This window comes from Cellulomonas sp. P4_B5_2 (genome assembly GCF_056402235.1).
Genome location: NZ_JBFUHU010000456.1, coordinates 1 through 2179, shown reverse-complemented (window position 1 = coordinate 2179; position 2179 = coordinate 1). Strand labels below are relative to the sequence as shown.

Genomic DNA, 2179 nt, shown 5'->3' with positions numbered 1-2179 from the left:
CCCACGGAGCCACCCGATGACCACGTTCCACTCCGGATTCGCCTGCTTCGTCGGGCGCCCCAACGCCGGGAAGTCGACGCTGACCAACGCGCTCGTCGGGCAGAAGGTCGCCATCACGTCCGGGCGCCCGCAGACCACGCGGCACACCGTCCGCGGCATCGTGCACCGCCCCGACGCGCAGCTGATCCTCGTCGACACCCCGGGCCTGCACCGGCCGCGGACCCTGCTGGGCGAGCGGCTCAACGCCCTGGTCAAGGACACGCTCACCGAGGTCGACGTGGTCGGCTTTTGCCTGCCCGCCGACCAGCGTGTGGGCCCCGGTGACCGGTTCATCGCCGAGCAGATGAGCGAGCTCGCCCGCGACGGCCGCGGGACGCCCGTGGTCGCCGTGGTCACCAAGGCGGACCTCGTGGGCAAGGGCAAGCTCGCCGAGCACCTGATGGCCGTCCAGGGGCTGGGGGAGTGGGCGGACATCGTGCCCGTCTCGGCCACCTCGGGCTACAACGTGGACGTGCTGGAGAACGTGCTGATCGGCCACCTGCCGGAGGGCACACCGCTGTACGCCGAGGGTGAGCTGACCGACGAGCCCGAGGCCGTCATGGTCGCGGAGCTGGTCCGGGAGGCGGCGCTCGAGGGCGTGCGCGACGAGCTTCCGCACTCGCTGGCCGTGGTGGTCGACGAGATCGTGGCGCGCGACGAGCCGGCCGCCAACGGGGTGCCGATGCTGGACGTGCGGGTGCACCTGTTCGTCGAGCGGGACAGCCAGAAGGCCATCATCATCGGCAAGGGCGGTGCGCGGCTGCGCGACGTCGGCAGCCAGGCGCGCCGCGGGATCGAGGCGCTGCTCGGTGCCCGGGTCTACCTGGACCTGCACGTCAAGGTGGCCAAGGACTGGCAGCGTGACCCCAAGCAGCTCGGCAAGCTGGGCTTCTGACCATGCTGAGCTCGGACGAGCGCACTGAGCCGCGCGTGGACACCGACGTGCACCGCAAGGTCGGCCGGTCGTACCGCGTCGTCGCCAGCACGGCGCTCGGCATCGTGGTCCTCGCGATCCTCGGTGCCGTGATGGGCCCGCAGTGGGACCCGGTCCCGCTCGCCGACCCGCTGACCGTCGAGACGACGTCGACGGCGATCGGCGACGCCGCGCCCGTGCAGACCTACGACGTCCGCACCACCGTGGTGACCGTGCAGCTGGACGGCGCCACGATCGACGCCCAGATCAGCGAGCCGGTCGGGCTCGAGGGTCCGAAGCGCGGGGTGGTGTTCGTGCACGGCGCGGGGACCGGCCGGTACGACACCGCGTTCCTCGAGCAGGCGCACGCGCTGGCCGCGTCGGGGATCGTCGCGATGGTGCCCAACAAGAGGCTCGACACGTACACGACGCGCCACCGCGACTACGTGCTGATGGCGGCGGACTACGACGCCTCGGTCGCGGTGCTGCAGTCGTACCCGGGCGTCGACCCCGACGGCGTGGGCATCTACGCCGAGAGCGAGGGCGGCTGGATCGCTCCGATCATGGCGGCGCAGGACCCGACGATCGCGTTCGTCGTCCTGGTGTCCTCGCCGGTGGTGCCGCCGCGGGAGCAGGCCGCGTTCGCGGTCGACTCCTACCTGCGCAACACGGGGGTGCCGCACGGTGTCTTCCGGGCGATCCCGCGGGCGGTCGGCATGTCCCTGCCCGGGGGCGGGTTCGAGTACGCCGACTTCGACGTCACCCCGTACCAGCGGGAGATGACGCAGCCCGTCTTCGTGGTCTACGGCACCGGCGACGCCTCGATGCCCACCATCCAGGGCGCCGAGCAGATCCTGCGGGACACCGCGATCGCGGGGAACGGCGACGTCACGGTGCGCTACTACGAGGGCGCCAACCACGGCATCCGCGTCGACGGCGACGTGGACGCGGTGTTCCTGCGGGACCTCGCGGGCTGGGTGATCGGCCTGCCGGGGACCGGCGACTCCCCGCCGCGCATCGCCGGCGCACAGCCGGTGCAGACGTACGTCGCCGCCCCGGTCCCGGAGCCGCGGTGGCTGGGGGACGGCGACGTCGTCCTCGCCCTGGCGCTGGCCGCCGTCGCCCTCATCGTGCTCGGCCCGCTGGCGCTGCTGGTCGCGCGCGCGGTCGAGGAGGCGACGGACCGGGTCCGGCGGCAGCGCGGCTCGGTGGCGACGGCCGCCGGAC

The 2179-nt window shown here is 73.0% G+C and carries 2 protein-coding genes; both read left to right on the top strand.

What is annotated here, in order from left to right; translation table 11 throughout:
- Positions 1 to 16 precede the first annotated feature (16 nt).
- Positions 17 to 934 carry a GTPase Era gene (gene era, locus AC1DUQ_RS21050; RefSeq protein WP_477062424.1) on the top strand — a complete coding sequence of 306 codons (918 nt, stop codon included), beginning with the start codon at positions 17 to 19 and terminating at the stop codon, positions 932 to 934.
- Between the two features lie 2 nt (positions 935 to 936).
- The coding region (locus AC1DUQ_RS21045; RefSeq protein ID WP_477074553.1) for an alpha/beta hydrolase family protein at positions 937 to 2179 on the top strand (1243 nt) is incomplete at its 3' end.

Bases quoted from the DNA above. Each gene is read 5' to 3' on its own strand.
- era (WP_477062424.1), top strand. From the start codon at position 17: ATGACCACGTTCCACTCCGGATTCGCCTGCTTCGTCGGGCGCCCCAAC.